The organism is Desulfonatronum parangueonense (assembly GCF_054656975.1).
The window spans coordinates 1,437,033-1,452,045 of sequence record NZ_BAAHXH010000003.1; the positions used below are offsets into that span (position 1 = coordinate 1,437,033).

The 15,013-nt window shown below is 56.1% G+C and carries 15 protein-coding genes and 2 tRNA genes; 11 read left to right on the forward strand and 6 right to left on the reverse strand.

Annotated features, from left to right (window positions below; all coding sequences use genetic code 11):
• Positions 1-41 precede the first annotated feature (41 nt).
• Together ACYQ15_RS06645 and ACYQ15_RS06650 are read right to left on the reverse strand one after the other, a co-directional pair.
• Positions 42-1,307 carry a glutamate-5-semialdehyde dehydrogenase gene (locus tag ACYQ15_RS06645; protein WP_459936743.1) on the reverse strand — a complete coding sequence of 422 codons (1,266 nt, stop codon included), beginning with the start codon at positions 1,305-1,307 and terminating at the stop codon, positions 42-44.
• A gap of 65 nt (positions 1,308-1,372) precedes the next feature.
• Positions 1,373-1,681, reverse strand: coding sequence for a hypothetical protein (locus ACYQ15_RS06650; protein ID WP_459936744.1), 309 nt, complete (start codon positions 1,679-1,681; stop codon positions 1,373-1,375).
• Between ACYQ15_RS06650 and ACYQ15_RS06655 the strand changes: the two genes are divergently transcribed.
• The 3 genes from ACYQ15_RS06655 to ACYQ15_RS06665 all read left to right on the forward strand — a co-directional run bounded on the left by ACYQ15_RS06655 (position 1,680) and on the right by ACYQ15_RS06665 (position 4,701).
• Positions 1,680-2,201, forward strand: a complete 522-nt coding sequence (locus ACYQ15_RS06655) for a pyridoxamine 5'-phosphate oxidase family protein (RefSeq protein WP_459936745.1) — start codon at positions 1,680-1,682, stop codon at positions 2,199-2,201. The two genes, ACYQ15_RS06650 and ACYQ15_RS06655, sit on opposite strands and share 2 nt — an antisense overlap.
• Positions 2,202-2,950: 749 nt before the next feature.
• Positions 2,951-4,540, forward strand: coding sequence for a methyl-accepting chemotaxis protein (locus ACYQ15_RS06660; protein WP_459936746.1), 1,590 nt, complete (start codon positions 2,951-2,953; stop codon positions 4,538-4,540).
• Between the two features lie 85 nt (positions 4,541-4,625).
• A tRNA-Ala gene (locus ACYQ15_RS06665) sits at positions 4,626-4,701 on the forward strand.
• Positions 4,702-5,063: 362 nt separating this feature from the next.
• On the opposite strand, the gene ACYQ15_RS06670 is transcribed toward ACYQ15_RS06665, so the two are convergent.
• Together ACYQ15_RS06670 and ACYQ15_RS06675 are read right to left on the reverse strand one after the other, a co-directional pair.
• Complete coding sequence (locus tag ACYQ15_RS06670) at positions 5,064-5,327, reverse strand: Txe/YoeB family addiction module toxin (RefSeq protein ID WP_459936747.1); 264 nt, start codon at positions 5,325-5,327, stop codon at positions 5,064-5,066.
• On the reverse strand, positions 5,311-5,529 hold the full coding sequence (locus tag ACYQ15_RS06675; protein WP_459936748.1) for a hypothetical protein: 219 nt from the start codon (positions 5,527-5,529) through the stop codon (positions 5,311-5,313). Before ACYQ15_RS06675 ends, ACYQ15_RS06670 begins: the two co-directional genes overlap by 17 nt.
• Before the next feature lie 365 nt (positions 5,530-5,894).
• Between ACYQ15_RS06675 and ACYQ15_RS06680 the strand changes: the two genes are divergently transcribed.
• On the forward strand, positions 5,895-6,698 hold the full coding sequence (locus ACYQ15_RS06680; RefSeq protein ID WP_459936749.1) for a tRNA1(Val) (adenine(37)-N6)-methyltransferase: 804 nt from the start codon (positions 5,895-5,897) through the stop codon (positions 6,696-6,698).
• 27 nt (positions 6,699-6,725) lie between these two features.
• Here ACYQ15_RS06680 and ACYQ15_RS06685 read toward each other — a convergent pair whose 3' ends face one another.
• Positions 6,726-7,397 carry a CBS and ACT domain-containing protein gene (locus ACYQ15_RS06685; RefSeq protein ID WP_459936750.1) on the reverse strand — a complete coding sequence of 224 codons (672 nt, stop codon included), beginning with the start codon at positions 7,395-7,397 and terminating at the stop codon, positions 6,726-6,728.
• A 244-nt stretch (positions 7,398-7,641) separates the two neighbouring features.
• On the opposite strand from ACYQ15_RS06685, the gene larC reads away from it, so the two are divergent.
• Positions 7,642-8,841 carry a nickel pincer cofactor biosynthesis protein LarC gene (gene larC, locus ACYQ15_RS06690; RefSeq protein ID WP_459936751.1) on the forward strand — a complete coding sequence of 400 codons (1,200 nt, stop codon included), beginning with the start codon at positions 7,642-7,644 and terminating at the stop codon, positions 8,839-8,841.
• Between the two features lie 632 nt (positions 8,842-9,473).
• On the opposite strand, the gene ACYQ15_RS06695 is transcribed toward larC, so the two are convergent.
• Positions 9,474-10,238, reverse strand: a complete 765-nt coding sequence (locus ACYQ15_RS06695) for a TlyA family RNA methyltransferase (RefSeq protein ID WP_459936752.1) — start codon at positions 10,236-10,238, stop codon at positions 9,474-9,476.
• A gap of 467 nt (positions 10,239-10,705) precedes the next feature.
• On the opposite strand from ACYQ15_RS06695, the gene ACYQ15_RS06700 reads away from it, so the two are divergent.
• From ACYQ15_RS06700 to ACYQ15_RS06725, 6 genes are all read left to right on the forward strand, one after another.
• Positions 10,706-11,533, forward strand: coding sequence for an inositol monophosphatase family protein (locus ACYQ15_RS06700; RefSeq protein ID WP_459936753.1), 828 nt, complete (start codon positions 10,706-10,708; stop codon positions 11,531-11,533).
• A gap of 9 nt (positions 11,534-11,542) precedes the next feature.
• Entirely contained in the window at positions 11,543-12,031 is a 489-nt protein-coding gene (gene rimI / locus ACYQ15_RS06705; RefSeq protein ID WP_459936754.1) for a ribosomal protein S18-alanine N-acetyltransferase, read from the forward strand.
• Positions 12,028-13,215: a phosphoglycerate kinase gene (locus tag ACYQ15_RS06710; protein ID WP_459936755.1), complete on the forward strand. Its 1,188-nt coding sequence runs from the start codon at positions 12,028-12,030 to the stop codon at positions 13,213-13,215. The genes rimI and ACYQ15_RS06710 overlap by 4 nt, the downstream gene beginning before the upstream one ends.
• A complete protein-coding gene (tpiA, locus tag ACYQ15_RS06715) occupies positions 13,215-13,988 on the forward strand; it encodes a triose-phosphate isomerase (RefSeq protein ID WP_459936756.1) in 774 nt (257 codons plus the stop codon). The genes ACYQ15_RS06710 and tpiA overlap by 1 nt, the downstream gene beginning before the upstream one ends.
• A gap of 19 nt (positions 13,989-14,007) precedes the next feature.
• Positions 14,008-14,379, forward strand: a complete 372-nt coding sequence (gene secG / locus ACYQ15_RS06720; RefSeq protein WP_459936757.1) for a preprotein translocase subunit SecG — start codon at positions 14,008-14,010, stop codon at positions 14,377-14,379.
• A 16-nt stretch (positions 14,380-14,395) separates the two neighbouring features.
• A tRNA-Leu gene (locus tag ACYQ15_RS06725) sits at positions 14,396-14,482 on the forward strand.
• Positions 14,483-15,013: the final 531 nt, after the last annotated feature.

A 15,013-nucleotide genomic window follows, 5' to 3' on the forward strand; every position in this document is an offset into this window, starting at 1 on the left:
TCAGCGTTGCAAGACAGACCTGTTCCATGAAAGTCCGCCGGTCATTCCCTGACCTGTCCCTGCCCGAGACCGATGAACTTCAGTCCGGTCAATTCCCGAACACCCATGGGGCCGTAGGCGTGCAGCTTGGAGGTGCTGATGCCAATTTCCGCGCCCAGACCGATCTGTCCGCCGTCGTTGAACCGGGTGGAGGCGTTCACCAGAACCAGGGATGCGTCGGCTTCGCGCAGAAAACGCATTGCCCGGTCATGATCCCGGGTCAGAATGGCTTCGGTATGGTTGGATCCGTATGCCGCAATGTGTTCCAGGGCCTGATCCATGTCCCGGACCACCCGGACAGCCAGTACCAGGTCTAGAAATTCACGACCCCAGTCCGCCTCTTCAGCGGCTTCGGCATGCTCTCCCATCAAGGGCAGGCTGCGGGGACAGCACTTGAAGCGCACGCCTGCCTCGCCCAGTTGTCGCGCGACCCGGGGCAGGAAGATCTCGGCTTCGGACTCGTGCACCAGCAGGCATTCCAGGGCGTTGCACACCCCGCATCGCTGAACCTTGGAGTTGAAAACGATCTCCAGGGCCTTGTCCAGGTCCGCGCCCTGATCCACGTATGCGTGGCAAACTCCCTTGTAATGCTTGAGCACGGGCATGGTCGCCTGCTCGGATACGGCCCGGATCAGTGATTCTCCGCCCCGGGGAATGACCACGTCGATGAGTTCGTCCAGTTTCAGCAGATGGGACACCGCCTCGCGATCCGTGACCGGAACCAGCTGGACCGCTGCCCTGGGCAGCCCGGCAGCCTCCAGGGAGTCGGCAATCAGCGCGGCCAGGGCCTGATTGGAGTGGAACGCCTCCGAACCGCCCCGCAGAATGGCCGCATTACCGGCCTTGAGTGTGAGAATCGCCGCCTCGATGGTCACGTTGGGACGGGATTCAAAGATCATCATCACCACGCCCAGGGGGATGCGCATCCGGCCGAACTGCATGCCGTTGGGCCTCTGCCACATGGATTCGATCTCCCCCACCGGATCGGTCTGGGCCATCACTTCCAGACAGGCCTGGGCCATGCTTTCAAGGGTCAAGCCGGTCATGCGCAGGCGATCCACGCGCGCGTCGTCCAGGCCGGCGGACAGCGCCGCATCCACATCGCGCTGATTGGCCGCCAGCACCTGGTCGGAATGTGTTTGCAGCCGCTGGGCCAGTTCCCGCAACGCCGCATTCTTCTGCGTTCCCCGGACCGCGGCCAGTATCCGCGAAGCCTGCCTGGCCTCCTTGGCCAGCTTGAGCATTTGACCGCGCAATTCATTCGTCATTGTCCACCTCCACTATTACCGGCTCACCAATGGGCTGCTTTTTTTTGGGTACACCATGGAACTACTCAGCTCATCCGAGTAAAACCGGGCTGGATACCCGCCTTCGCGGGTCTGACTGATTCGGAGACGGCATAAAATAAGTCATTCCCGCGAAGGCGGGAATCCAGGTCATGCTTGTCACAAGTTTGTGCAAAGCTAACCTCATCCCGTTCTGAAGCTGAGTAGTTACCACCATTGAAAGCCGTTGTTGAAAACGTTATAAATTCATATTGATTGCAAATCCTGTCCTTCAGGCACTCTAAAATCACTTGTTGGCCATCGTTCTTCTTGCTGGCCAAATGATGCAAATCGACATTAATGAAGGAGCTATTCATGGACGAGAGCATCCGGACGTTGATTCAAAGCCAGGATATCCTGGTCCTGGCCACATCCGACAACAACATCCCGCACACATCCTTGATGGCCTACGTCCCATCCGCGGACAGTACGACCTTCTTCATGGCCACCTACCGCAACACCAGCAAGTTCGCAAACATTATATCCAACCCGCAGGTCAGCCTGCTGCTGGATGATCGCAATGCCCACCCACCGGGTGATCCATTCGCGAAATCATCCGAAAATCCTTCCGAGAATCCTTCCGGGGATCCATCTGGAAATCGCCTGAAAACCATGGCCTTGACCGTTCACGGAGAGGCCGTTGTTCTCCAGGATCCAGAGCAATCCAAGGCCGTTGCCGATGCACTGCGCCAAAAACATTCCCACCTGCACAGTTTTCTGGAAGGCAAGGATATTGCCTTCCTGGCTGTCCACGCAACCACGTTCCAGCTCCTGAAAGGACCTACATCGACAATTTTCGAAAAAGCAGACAAAAATGCTCAGCTGAAGACCGGGTAGCCTTGATTTTACGGCCTCGCAAACTCCTTCACCGGCGTAACTACTCAGCATGTGTAACTATTCAGCATACTTATGCTGTTGCCGAAGTCGGGCATTTCTGTCGGATTCTGTATCAAATATCAGGAATAGAGGTTGGTGCAAAAGTCCCTTGACGAATCCAACACCACAAGGTTTTGTAACTGCTCAAAAACTGGTGGTAATTAACGGGATAAATCCTGGGAGCGCCGCACCCCAGTGCGGCAACGGTGTAACGCACTCAGGGCAAAGTTCCGGCTGGATCATGGCCCCCGTAGCTTTCTCACGGAACTTCGCGTCGATGGGTATCCTTGCACAGGGAACTTCATCGCCCGATCTTTTTGAGCAATTACAAGGTTTTTCGACAACCTCCTGTTTTTACAGACCACAAGCCACAAGTCACTAACCACTGCCGAATGCAAAAAGCACTTTTTGCACTCGGCTCAGGAATAGGGATCGAAAGCGAAGCCATGCGGAGGGCCCTCAACGCTTTCGAAACCGATACCGACCCCGACTCCGATTGCCGAAGGCAGATTACACGACATGTGCTGCGTGCTTGCCGAACAAACAACACTTGTGCTCCGGCATGGACAACCCGTTGAGCATTTGCCAGCCGCAATGTATAGGGGCATCTGAACCACATTTCCTGTTGAATACCGACGTCGTTCTCGGCAAACCACCGCGGCATATTTTACGTGATGATGCGTATCCGACCCATGAAAGGAGAATGCACAATGCGTCACCAACGACTCATGATGCTCAGGGTGTTTTTCAGCGTTCTTGTCATTGCCGCGGCAGTTGCAGGAACATTATTTTTCGATCTGGACGGAACTGCTGGAATTTTGCTCGTGGCCGGCGCCGGATTGGCCGCCTTGGCCTGCATCGCCTTTCTGTACCTGCGTTCAGAAAAAATTCTCGGCGAAGTCCAGGTTCTCCTGAACCACCTCAGTGCCGGTGAGTTCCGAAATGTTTCCGACCGGACGCAAAATCGTTCCGAATGTTCGCCGGAATTGTTTGCAGCCATTGAAAACCTGGCTCATGCACTGAAACATGAGAAGGGCATGAGCAAGGGGATCATTGAAGGCCTGCCCACCCCTTTCCTGCTGGTGGACGTCAAGGAACGCGCACTGTTCACGAATCAGGCCTGCCTGGACATGCTCCAGATCGACGGGTCTCCGGAAAGGCAGTATGGCCGGACCTTGGCGGAAATCTTCTATAATGACCCGACGCGCCAGACCGCCGTGGGCAAGGCCATCAACCACGGCCAGGTCTTCCGGAATCTGGAGGTGACCATCACCGGACACAAGGGGGGGATACGCCATGTGCTGGCCAATGTTTGCCCGCTTTACGACCTCGACGGCGTCTGCATCGGAGGCTTTTGCCTCTACGTGGACATGACGGCCCTGAAAACCAAGGAGACCCAGATCCACGAACAAAACCAAGTCATCTCGCAAGCGGCGGACAAGGCGACGAACATCTCCAACTCCATGGCCTCGGCAGCCGAGGAACTGGCCGCCCAGGTGGAGCAGGCCAGCCGCGGAGCCGAGGAGCAGCGGGCCAGAACCGGCGAAACGGCCACGGCCATGGAAGAGATGAACGCCACGGTTTTGGAAGTGGCCAAGAATGCCTCCCAGGCCGCGGAAGCCTCGGATCAGGCCAGAACAAAAGCGCTGGACGGCGCCAAGGTGGTGGGAGAGTCCGTCGCGGCCATCAACAAGGTGCAACAGCAATCCGAGGAATTGAAATCCACTCTGAGCCAGCTTGGAACCCAGGCTGGTCAGATCGGCCGGATCATGAACGTGATCGAGGACATCGCGGACCAGACCAATCTTCTGGCTCTGAACGCAGCCATCGAGGCGGCCCGGGCCGGAGACGCCGGACGAGGCTTTGCCGTGGTAGCCGACGAGGTGCGCAAACTGGCCGAGAAGACCATGAACGCCACCAAGGAGGTTGGTCAGGCGATAGCGGATATCCAGAAGGGAACAAGATCGAATATTGAAGGAATGGACAAGGCCATGGCAGCCATTGAGGAAGCCACGGCTCTGGCCAACGCGTCCGGTGCGGCCCTCCAGCAGATTCTGTCCTTGGCGGAACTCGCGGCGGACCAGGTCCGCTCCATTGCCACGGCCGCGGAACAGCAATCCGCCACCAGCGAGGAAATCAATCGCGGCGTCGAGGACATCAACCGCATTTCAGGCGAGACCAGCCAGGTCATGAACCAGTCCGCCGAAGCCGTGTCCGAAATGGCCCACATGGCTGTGGAACTGAACGTAATCATTGAACGGATGCGCGTCCGGTCTTCCGAGGAAGATTCAATGAGCTGAAAACTGCTGGCACATGTAAAGAAGGCTTGAGCGATTCGCCGACTTGACCTCATTACCTTTGGTCGTCTATGAATCTTTTTTTCATGGGGGCGTGGCTCAGTTGGGAGAGCGCTGCCTTCGCAAGGCAGAGGCCGGGGGTTCGAATCCCCCCGCCTCCACCATAAAAATCAAGGGGTTAGAGATGATTATCTCTAACCCCTTTTTTTCAGGCCGGCGTCCATATAAGACAAGCCCGCACTCCATACTTCTGATAAAACGATGGCTAATCGACTAGGCGAACCTCAAGGAAATGCAGGCTTGGGCACGTCTCTGATCTTTGCTGGCAACTACTCAGCCGTCTGAATAAAATGGGCTGGATACCCGCCTTAGCGGGTATAACTAACTCCGAAACGGCATGAAAAACAAAGTCATTCCCGCGAAAGCGGGAATCCAGGACATGCTTGCCACAAGTTTTAAAAGCTACCCTCATCCCGCTCTATCATGCTGAGTAATTACCACCTTTGGCTTTGCTGAAAATGCATTCTCAATTCGCTGTGTAGTGGTATCGACAGGCCAATATCCGGACATTGCCGTCAACGATCTCGTAAACAATTCTGTGTTCATCATCAATTCGTCTGGACCAGCACCCAGCTAAATCGTACTTGAGAGGTTCCGGCTTGCCTCTTCCCTTGAAAGGCGTTTTCCCGATCTCCTTGAGCAACGAAAAGATCTTCCTGGCTTTTTTGGGGTTGGTGGTCACCCACCATTCCAGGTCATCAACGGCTTGCTCGTCAAATACCAAGGGCATTTTTCACTTCTTCCAGCGTCTTGCCGCCTTTGCGGGACCTGGCCAAAGCCAGGCGCTGACGCATTTCCTGGCTTTCGAGCAGGTAAGCGGTTTCATCCTCGGCCTGCCTGTCCAGGCGGGAACGAATACTTTCCCATTCGTCGATGGGCACCACGACGGCCAATGGATGACCATTTTTATCGGTTAAATAATTTATTTCCATCAAAGCTCTCCTTATGGTAATCGCCTCATCTCCCGAAACCTGTCGGAGGTCTGCCGACTTCGGAGAGGACCACCAGCTTCTTAACTGTAGCCACTTTATGTTCCGGGGCCAAGTGATTACTATACTGTGCCCGGGCAGATTTAACCTCAATCCTCGGGCGCTATCCGAAATCGGAATCGAAATCGATTGCTGATAGCTTTCCAAAATCTATTTCAATTCCGATTCCGATTTCGATTTCGATTTCGACTGATGCCGGCCCATCCTGGAGACACGCCTTGCCCCCTTCATGCACCAACCGTTCTGTGATTATAACATTTCAGAGAACAAATTTGCCCTGCCTGGTCATGGGCTAAGCAGCTACGTATATGATTAGCGAAATATCGACGGCAGAGTACCGGAAACTGTACCCGCGGGGGTTGAGGCAGCCGGAGAATGGGTTCCGATTTTCCGTGGACGCCCTCCTGCTCGCCTGTTTCGCTGCAAAACAACTGCCGGAAAGGGTTGCGGACCTCGGAACCGGGTGCGGCGTGATCAGCCTTGGGCTTCTGCTGATCTATCCGGATCATGATTTTCAAATCACCGGACTGGACATCAATCCGGAGATGGTCGCCGCTGCTGAAGTGAATGCGCACAACCTTGGCTTTACGGATCGGTTCACGCCGGTGCATGGTGATGTCCGGAACATCGCCGACCTCCCGCAATTCCAGCCCGGCTCCTGCGATCTCATCCTCTGCAATCCACCATATCGTCTCCTTGGCCACGGAAGAACGCCCACGGCTCCGGCCAAACGCCTGGCCAGATTCGAAGCGGAAGCCGGACTTGAGGACTTTATCCGCGGATCATCCAGAATTTTGAAGACGAAGGGCCGTTTATGCATGATCCACCTGCCGGAACACGCCAACCGGGTATTGAAGATTCTCGACGCACATCGGCTTGAACCGAAACGGCTGCGCCTGGTCCACCCATATGACGACAAGCCTGCATCCCTTCTGCTGCTCGAAGCCAGGAGAGAAGGAAAACCAGGCTTGTCCGTGGAACCGCCGTTAATCCTGTATGTAAAAAGGGAGTCACCGACAGGGCAGGTCAACCATTCAACCCAGGAAGCAATTTCATTTTGCCCTTTTCTGCGGTGCAACAGCTCAAGGGCTTTTCATCCTGAACCTGAATGAACCGCCGCTGCGCTCAACTCCATTTCCCTACCGGTGCAGATTCTCCCGCACCCAATACAGCACGTTGAATCTGCCCTTGAGCTTTTCCATGAGAGCTTCCAGAGCATTTTTTTCCAAATCCTGAATCCGCACATAGACCTGCCTGTAGCCTTCTTCCTCCTGCTGGCCATAGGAAGTGAGAATGCTGATGATCCTGGTCTGTTCGTGGCGCAACACTTCCAGGACTTCCTTCAGGCTCCCTTCGGTATTCGGCAGCTTGAAAGTCAGCAGCACGCCGCCGAACTGCGCTCCGGTGATGGCAATCAGCACCTTGAAGATGTCGCTTTCCGTGATAATCCCGACAACCTTTCCCTGCTCGTCGACCACTGGCAAACCACCGACCCGTTTTTCCATCATCACCAGAGCGGCTCGCTCAATCGTATCGTTGGGCGAAACGGTGAACGGTTTCGTGGTCATGATGTCTTTGACCTTGATCTCGGAAAGAAGATAATACAATTCATGGATGTCGAGGGTTGTGGCCTTGGATGGAGATGCTTCCTTGATATCCCTGTCCGTGACGATGCCCAGCAATTTTGCTCCGGCATCCACGACGGGAAGTCTGCGGATGCGTTTTTCCTTCATGATTTTGGAAACCTTCATCATGGAAATATCATGTTCCACGGAAATGACATCCCTGGTCATCCAGTCGCTGATAAGCATTGATGATTCCTCCTTATAAGTGAGAATTGCCGGGTTAACCACAAGAAACGGGTAACTACTCAGCACATACTCTGTGGTCACTCGCCAGAGCTGGATTCCGGCTTTCGCCGGAATGACGTATCATACCACGTTCTTTCCAAGTTAAGTCATACCGGCGAAGGCCGGTATCCATTCCGATTTTCTCGGATGAGCTGAGTAGTTACAGAAACGCAAGAGATATCAATTATCAGCCGGAAAGGAAACTATGAAATCTTTGTATTTGGACTGCACAAGCGGGATCAGCGGGGACATGTTCCTGGGCGCGCTGATTGATCTGGGACTGGATGCGGAGCTGCTTGCCGGAATCTTTCAACAGTCCGGCATGGACGTCACTCTCTCCGCGATTGACGATGTCCGGTGCGGACTCGCCGGCAAACGTCTTGAAATTGCCCCTGCCTCCGCGACGCCCCCCCCACTGCGGCACCTGAAGGATATCGTATCCATTCTGGAACGTCTGCCGCTATCGTTGGATGTGCTGGAACAAAGCAGACTGGCTTTCCATCGCTTGGCCTTCATCGAAGCCAAAGTTCACGGCGTTGATCCGGCAACCATTCATTTTCACGAAGTCGGCGCCGTGGACACCATTGTCGACGTGGTGGGAGTCTTTTGGGGGCTGGAGCAACTTGAGATCAAAAAAGTCCGCGCGGGAAAACTTCCCTGGTTTCAAGGACAAGTTCACTGCGCCCACGGCATGCTTCCCCTGCCCGCGCCCGCCGTGGCGGAACTGCTGCAAGGCAAACCCGTCTACGCCACGAATCACCGGGTTGAACTGATCACTCCCACCGGCGCATTGCTTCTGGATTGCCTTGTCCAGGACTTCACGTCAGGTCCCAAGGGACATCTTCTCAAGTGCGGAGTCGGCCTCGGAACCATGGAACTGGCCGACCAGCCAAATGCCCTGCGCTGCTTCCTTTTTGAGGAAACCACATCCCTCCCTGCACGGTCCGCCGAAGAGATCGTCGATGAAGTAGTCCTGCTGACGACCAATATCGACCACCTGACCGGGGAGGAACTCGGCAGTTGTTTTGATGCGTTGTTCCAGGAAGGCGCCCTGGACGTCCTCTTTCTCCCCGGCGTCATGAAAAAGAACAGACCCGGAGGCCAGATTCAGGTTCTGTGCGCTCCAAAACACCTGCCCACGGTACAGGAAGCGTTTTTCCGGCACACCCTGAGCCTGGGGATTCGCCGTCAACACATTGAACGCGTCATCTTGCCAAGGCAGGATATTGCCCGCGATACGTCGCTGGGAATGCTCGAAATGAAACAGGCGCAGTTGAACGAGCAAACTTATGCTCGCCCGGAATTCGATGCGCTGCAAAAACTCGCTCGCCGCACCGGCCGCTCCGTCGCGCAACTCAGATATTTGCTGCAGGAAAAAGACGAGCAATCAGGCAAAAAATTGTGACTTGCTGCTTCAAGCTGTCAAAAAAAGGTAGCTATTCAGTTCATCCGGAGGGTGGTCATTCACCTGCACTGGATTCCGGCTTTCGCCGGAATAACTTATCGTGGCAAGCTGCATCTATACAGTCATACCGGCGAACGCCGGTATCCAGATCTTTTTCGCGGATTTGCTGAATAGATACAAAATAAGCAACCACTCAGCTCGTAACTGCTCAAATCTTGTGGCAATCAACAGGATAAACCCTGGGAGCGCCGCACCCCAGTGCGGCAACAGTGTAACGCACTCGGGACAAAGTTCCGGCTGGAATATGGCCCCCGTAGCTTGGACACAAAACTCCGCATCGACGGATACTTGAACAGAAGTAACTATTCAGCACATACGGTGCATGACCATTTCCCCAGCACTGGATTCCGGCTTTCGCCGGAATGACGAATCGGAGCAAGCCGTTTCCATGTAGTCATACCGACGAAAGCCGGGATCCAGATCTTTTTTCTGACTCTGCTGAGTAGTTACAAAAATAAATGTTGTCAGCTACTTGCTGTCAGTTGTCAGGAAAATCCAGACATCTGACAACTGGGTTGCGGGCCAAGCCAACTTTTTTTTCAATGTGGCAAGCATGACCTGGATTCCCGCCTTCACGGGAATGACTTGCCATCCGCCGCACGGAACCAGGCCAAATACTCCTGGTTGCCCTTGGGCCCCAGGATCTTTGAGGGGACGGTTCCATGGCAGACCAGCCCCAGCTCGTCACGGGCAAAGATGGCGATATCTTCCAGTATCTGCTGACGCAGCAGCGGATCCCGGATCACGCCCCTCTCCCCTGCCCCGGGATCGGCTTCGAACTGCGGCTTGATCAGGGCTATGATGTCCGTGGTGTTTTTACAAAACCGCAGGCAGGAGGGCAGGATCAGGCGCAGGGAGATGAACGAACAGTCCGCGGTGATGACGTCCACGGGTTCGGGCAGCAGATCCGGGCCGGCGTGGCGGAAGTTCACACCTTCCAGGTTGACCACTCTGGAGTCCTGGCGCAGTTTCCAGTCCAGCTGCCCTTTGCCCACATCCACGGCGTAGACCCTGAGCGCGCCGTGCTGCAGCAGGCAATCGGTGAATCCTCCAGTGGAGGCTCCCACATCCAGCGCAATGCGGCCCTGGACCGTCACGGCGAAATGCTCCAGGGCCGTGAGCAGCTTCTCGCCGCCCCGGCTGACGAACCGCTCCCCCGCCGCGACGCGCAGCTCCGTATCCGGCGCGACACCCTGGCCAGGCTTGGCCACCGGCCGCGGCGAACCGTCAACGACGCAGCTGACCCTGCCGGCCATGATCAGACGCTCGGCCTTTTCCCGGCTTTCCACCAGCCCCTGCTCCACCAGCGCCTGATCCGCGCGAATTTTTCGTCCCAATACATGCCTCCCGATCTCGTACAGCCTTGAACATCTCGAATCAAAGCCGCCAGTTGCCACAATGAAACATCTGATCAAGTAATTGGTAACTGCTCAAAAAGGTTGGGCGATGATCTTGCTGTGCAAGGATTCCCGCCGGTGCGGAGTTTCGTGACCTAGCTACTGGGGCCATGCTCCAGCCGGGACTTTCTCCTGAGTGCGTCACTCCGTTGCCGCACTGGGGTGCGGCGCTCCCAGGATTCAACCCGTTGATTGTCACAGTTTTTTTTGAGCAGTTACAGTAATTGCTGAATACCGGCCTGCACCGGCATGACGGAATGGAGTGCCGCGTTGCGAGTTTTCCGGGTCGTCATCCCGGTGCAGGCCGGGGGCCAGGTGTTTACGTGTTGTTTTATTGTCAGGTGTTACTGAGTAGTTACAGCTTTACTGTTCAACGTCTTGGCTTTGGTGTCAATTGAGCATACCTTATGCATATGACCAACTACACATCCCTCTTGCCCGATGCGGAACGCATCGTTCGTGAAGCCGGCGACCTGCTCATGCGGTTCTGGCACGAGCCGCGGGAGATTCGCCACAAGGGGCGCATCGACCTAGTGACCAGTGCGGACATTGCCCTGGAGAAGCTGCTCAAGGAACGCCTGAAAGCGCTTTTACCCGGCGCGGGCTTTCTTGCCGAGGAATCAGCCGAGGCCGATGATTTGCAACGCGCTCCCACAGGACCGACCTGGGTCATCGATCCCGTTGACGGAACCACCAATTTCGCCCACGGCATTCCTTTCGTGGCCATCTCCGTGGCCCTGTGGGACCAGGGCCAGGTGCAGCTCGGGCTGGTGCACATGCCCGTGCTCGATGAACTATTCCATGCCGTGCGCGGTCACGGTGCATTCGTCAACGGCGTTCCGGCCCATGTCTCCGACACCGGGGAGCTGGAAAACGCCCTGGTGGCCACGGGATTTCCCTACACCGTCCGGGAACGGATGGAGCAGATTTTGGCCTGGATGGAAATCATGCTGGCCTCGACCCGGGGTGTCCGGCGAGCCGGTTCCGCGGCCTGCGACCTGGCGTACACGGCCTGCGGCCGCTTCGACGCCTTTTACGAGCTCGACCTGAAGCCCTGGGACGTGGCCGCGGGCTGGCTGCTGGTCCACGAAGCCGGAGGACTGGTCAGTCGGATCGACCAATCCCCCTTTGACCTGCATGCTCCCTCCATTCTGGCGGGCAACATCCTGATCCATGCCAAAGTGGCGGAAGCCCTGGCCGCATTTGGAGGCAATGTCCCTGACGGCAAAGGATGACCAAACCTCATGCGCGTCATCCGTCTGACCCACGAGGACCTGCCCGAGGTGGCCGACCTGGAAGCCCTTTGCTTCAGCACTCCCTGGACCCTGCAGCAGATCCGATCCGGATTCAATTCGGAATCGGGGTGCTTGTTCGGTGTGCGCGACGAGGGCATTCTGGCCGGCTATATCAGTCTTGTGGTCCTGCCGCCGGAAATGGAAATCCTGAACATTGCCGTTCATCCTGACCACAGGAGGCGGGGGCTGGGCAAGGCCCTTGTCGGAGCAGCGCTGGAACACGCCCGCGCCGGCAGTGTCCAGACCTGTTTCCTCGAGGTTGACGAAGCCAACACCGCGGCTTTGGGCCTCTACGAATTATACGGATTTTGCCAATCAGGACGAAGGCGGGCATACTACCGCCTTCCTACCGGCGCCAGAGACGCAATACTCATGCGCTGCTCGCCGGGGTCGACCCCGGCGCCAATGAACGCAACAGACAGAGGAGGAATATCATGAGCATACGTTTTTTAAAGGACATGGACGTCAAGGGGAAACGGCTCCTGATCAGGGTGGATTACAATGTGCCCATGGACCAGGGGGTAATCCAGGAAGACAGCCGCATCAAGGCCAGTCTGCCCACGCTGAAGCTGGCCCTGGACCAGGGGGCCTCCCTGGTGCTGTGCTCCCATATGGGCCGGCCCAAGGGGGGAGCCGATCCGGAACTGAGTCTACGGCCCATTGCCCAGCGACTCTCCGAACTGCTTAACCAGGATGTGGCCATGGCCAATGACTGTGTCGGGCAGGAAGTGGAATCCATGGCGCAGGCCCTTCAGCCGGGTCAGATCCTGTTGCTCGAAAATTTGCGCTTTCATGCCGGTGAAACCAAGAACGATCCGGAATTCAGCTCCCAGTTGGCCAAATTGGCTGAAATCTACGTCAACGACGCCTTTGGCACCGCGCACCGGGCCCATGCTTCCAATTCCGGAATCACCAAATCCATTCCGTATTGCTGCGCCGGACTGCTGATGCAGAAGGAATGGGAGTACCTGGGCCAGGCCCTGGCCGCCCCCAAGCGGCCCTTCGTCGCCGTATCCGGTGGGGCCAAGGTTTCCGGCAAGATCGGCATCCTGAACAATCTCCTGGACAAGGTGGATCGCATGATCATCGGCGGGGCCATGGCCAACACCTTCATCAAGGCCCAGGGTTATCCCGTCGGCGCCTCCCTGGTGGAAAACGAATATCTGGACACGGCCCGGGATATTCTGGCCAAAGCCAAGGAGCGCGGCGTGGACCTGCACCTGCCCGTGGACTTCATCCATGCCGCCGATCCGAAATCCGAACAGGCCGAAGGCACCTGCGGATTCCAGGAAATTCCCGAAGGCCAGATGGTTCTGGACATCGGCCCGGCCACCCAGGCCCTGTTCACGGAAGTCCTGGACAAGGCGGGAACCGTCGTTTGGAACGGTCCCATGGGCGCCTTCGAAAACCCGGCCTTTGCCGCCGGTTCCATGCACATGGCGAAAATCGTGGCCGAATCCGCCCAGGTCAGCATTGTGGGCGGCGGCGATACGGACGCCATGCTGCACGCATCCGGAATGGCGGACAAGATCAGCTTCATCTCAACGGGCGGAGGCGCGTTTCTTGAATTCATGGAAGGCAAGGATCTCCCCGCCTTCAAAGCCCTTAAGGAGTGCAAGTAATGAGCAGTCAGCCAAGAACCTTGATTGCCGGCAACTGGAAAATGTACAAAACCGAGGAACAGGCCGTTGAACTGGCTGCCGGCCTGGTTGCCGGACTCGAAGACGCCCTGCCCCCGGAGCGCGAACTTCTGCTCCTGCCGCCCTTCACGGCACTCAAGGCCGTGTCTGAGACACTGCATGGCCGGGAACGCATGTACCTTGGAGCGCAGAATTTCTATCCTTCCGAGCAAGGCGCCTATACCGGCGAAATCGCCCCTTCCATGCTGACCGACGCCGGATGCACCCATGCCCTGGCCGGACACTCCGAACGCCGCCATGTCATCAAGGAATCCGACAGGTTCATTGCCCAGAAGGTCGCCTTCGGCCTGCAGTCCGGCCTGCACATGATCCTGTGCATCGGCGAAACCCTGGACCAGCGCACCCACGGCAGCATGGAAAACGTGCTCAAGGGACAACTGCGTCTCGGGCTGGCCCAGGTGGACAAGGAAACCGTCACTCCAGAGCAACTCACGGTTGCCTATGAGCCGGTCTGGGCCATCGGCACCGGAGAAACGGCCGAACCTGAGGACATCCTTTCGGCCCATGCCATTGTCCGAAAAACGCTGGAAGAATATTTTCCCCATAGCGGCAATGCCATACGCATCCTTTACGGCGGCAGCGTGAAAGCGGACAATGCCGCCGCGATACTCGGCCTTGACAATGTGAACGGGGTGCTGGTAGGTGGTGCGAGTTTGCAGGTTGAAAGCTTCACAGCCATCGCCACGGCTGGATGATATTTAAGGAGTTTTAATTTTGAGTACCCTGATCATCACCATTCACATTCTCGCGTGCATTTCCCTTGTCGTCCTGATCCTACTGCAGTCCGGCAAGGAAGGCATGGGCGTCATCTTCGGCGGCGGAAGCAGTTCGGTCTTCGGAGGCGGAGGCGCCGGCGGTCTGCTCAAAAAGTTGACCATCAGCGTTGCCAGCGTCTTCCTGATCACCTCGCTGAGCTTCACCTACATGAGCGGCCAGCGAACAGCCGAAGAATCGATCATCCTTGACATTCCCGGCGACATGCTGCAAGTTCCTTCCGCTCCGGGGACCATCGAACAACAGATCCTGACTCCCCGCGAACCCGCTGACTCCATCGCGCCTCCTCAAGCACCGACGGAGTCTGAATAGACCTGCAAGCCAAAAAGCCGAAGTGGTGGAATTGGTAGACACGCCATCTTGAGGGGGTGGTGAGGGAAACCTCGTGGGGGTTCGAGTCCCCCCTTCGGCACCAGAAGACAATCCGAGCAAGACCGGCTCAGAACAAAAGGTCAATAAAATCAAAGACGAGGTCGGACAGTTTGTCCGACCTCTTTTTTTTTTGTCCTTTGACATCCGGGGTATTTGCCCCTGGGTGTCGGGGATCAGGTTGAGCTGTACGTAATGTATCTGGTCAAGAAGTATGGTCACGGCTCTAAGGATTTGACACTCGGCGAGATCAGTGAACAATTCATAACAATGAGCCGGTGCAAGCGTGATGCGAAGATGTTGAAGCACACTAGTGTCCCAACAATTAATCAAATAAACATAACTACTTGCTGTTCGGGGGCCTGTTCGCTTTCGTATTCAGAACATACAACCACCTGTAATAATGGAACTCGTTCAAAGTTGTTTACGCTCAAAAACTGTAGAATTGTGTAGAGAGAAGCTTCAATTTTGTGTTCCCTTTACATTATTTCCACGAATAAAAATGTCGAGTTTCCGAAAGCCTTTCAAGTCGTTACAAGCGGGCAAGGCCTTTTAACTCATTAATTTCAACATATTA